Source organism: Micrococcus sp. ACRRV, assembly GCF_022346985.1.
Taxonomy (GTDB): Bacteria; Actinomycetota; Actinomycetes; order Actinomycetales; family Micrococcaceae; genus Micrococcus; species Micrococcus porci.
The window spans coordinates 1-1,822 of record NZ_JAKRNH010000188.1; the positions used below are offsets into that span (position 1 = coordinate 1).

Annotated in this window: 2 protein-coding genes; one reads left to right on the forward strand and one right to left on the reverse strand. The window is 76.5% G+C overall.

Annotated features, from left to right (window positions below):
* Positions 1–172 precede the first annotated feature (172 nt).
* Positions 173–571 carry an Rv2175c family DNA-binding protein gene (locus tag MHY29_RS11955; RefSeq protein WP_224354661.1) on the forward strand — a complete coding sequence of 133 codons (399 nt, stop codon included), beginning with the start codon at positions 173–175 and terminating at the stop codon, positions 569–571.
* 67 nt (positions 572–638) lie between these two features.
* On the opposite strand, the gene MHY29_RS11960 is transcribed toward MHY29_RS11955, so the two are convergent.
* A complete protein-coding gene (locus MHY29_RS11960; protein WP_224354662.1) occupies positions 639–1,736 on the reverse strand; it encodes a polyprenyl synthetase family protein in 1,098 nt (365 codons plus the stop codon).
* Between the last annotated feature and the right edge of the window lie 86 nt (positions 1,737–1,822).

A 1,822-nucleotide genomic window follows, 5' to 3' on the forward strand; every position in this document is an offset into this window, starting at 1 on the left:
CCTTCCTGGCGGGGGGCATGTGGGCTGGCACGGGCGATGCCCGTGTCGGGCGCCCCGGGGGGAAGGTGGCGGCGGCCCCGACTCCGCCGATGTTATAGGAACGTGACCTTCCGCGCCCACCCCCGTCGGCCGACCGCCCGGCCCTGTCTGGAGGCCCAGGTAGATTGGCGGGATGACCACCGAACACCCCGTCGACCGGGTCCCCTCCGACGCCGTCTCCCCCGAGCTGGACGCCCTCGTGGGCGACTGGCTCACCCTCCCGGACGTCGCCGAGCGCCTGGACCTGCGCGTCACCCGCGTGCACAACCTGATCAACGACCGTCGCCTGCTCGCCGTCCGCCGTCCCGAGCCGTCCGTGCGCGCCGTGCCCGCGGCATTCCTCACGGAGCGCGGACTGCTTGAGCCGCTGCACGGGACCCTCGTGCTGTTGCAGGACGCCGGGTTCGACGACGAGGAGGCGCTGCGGTGGCTCTTCACCCCTGACGAGTCGCTGCCCGGCCGGCCGATCGACGCCCTCCGGGACGGCCACAAGACCGAGGTGCGGCGCCGCGCCCAGGCGCTGGGGTGGTGAACCGGTCCCGCTGACCGCAGGGGCCCGGGCCCGACCCCGGGCGAGTCGCGGGCCCGGGGCCGCCGGGTCAGGCGGTGCGGACTGTGTACGCGTCGATGAGCTCGGCCAGCTCCCCGCGCACGTCCGTCCCCACCCCGAGGGCCGCGAGCCGCTCCAGGCCCCGGCGCGCCTCGGCCGAGAGCCGGTCGACCTCGTCGGCGACCGCCGTCCGGGCTCCGACCTCCTCGAGCCGCCGTTGCCAGTGCGCCACCCGCTCCGCGGAGAGCGCCGGATCTCCGAGCTCGGCGTCGAGGGCGGCCGCCTCCCCGCGGGGGAGCAGCGCCTCGGCCCGGGCGACCAGGACCGTCCGCTTGCCCTCGCGGAGGTCGTCCCCGGCAGGCTTGCCCGTGTGTGCCGGGTCGCCGAACACCCCGAGCAGGTCGTCCTGCAGCTGGAAGGCCATCCCGAACGGCAGGGACACCGCCTCGAACGCCGCGACGAGGTCGTCGTCGGCGCCCGCCAGCAGGGCCCCGAGCGCCAGCGGGTGCACCGCCGAGTAGCGGGCCGACTTGTGCTCTACGACGGCGCGGGCCGCGCGCTCGGCCGCCGCCGGGTCCGCGGCGGGCGGCGCCATCTCCGCGGCCACGTCGAGGTACTGGCCCACCATGACCTCGAAGCGCATCCGCTCCATCTCCCGCCGCGCGCGCTCCGCCCGGGGAGTGCCTTCAATGGCCCGGGAGAACATGGAGTCGCTCAACGCCAGGGCCACGTCCCCGGCGAGGATGGCCGCGGACACGCCGAAGTGCTCCGCCTCGTGCCGCCAGCCGTGCTCGCGGTGGCGGGCCTCGAACCGGCGGTGGACGCTGGGCATGCCGCGCCGGGTGTCGGAGCGGTCCAGGATGTCGTCGTGGATCAGGGCGGCGGCCTGGAACAGCTCGAAGGCCGCGCCCGCGACGGCGGCCCGCGGGTCCGTCGGGGAGCCCCCGGCGGCGCGCCACCCGAGCCAGCAGAGGACGGCGCGCAGCCGCTTGCCGCCCGAGGTGAGCACGCTGACGGCCTCGACCACGGGATCCGCGTCGGGGTGGATCCGGGCGGCGCCCCGCGCGTGTCCGTCGAGCACCGCCGTCAGGCGCTCGGCGACGGCGGCGCGGAAGTCGGACACGGAGGCGGTCTCGGGCGTGGGCATGGGTCCCAGGGTAGTCGGCGGTCGGTGTCGCGTCCGGAGTCGGGGCTACCCTCGGGGCATGTCCGCACCCGACCCCGGCCCGGCGC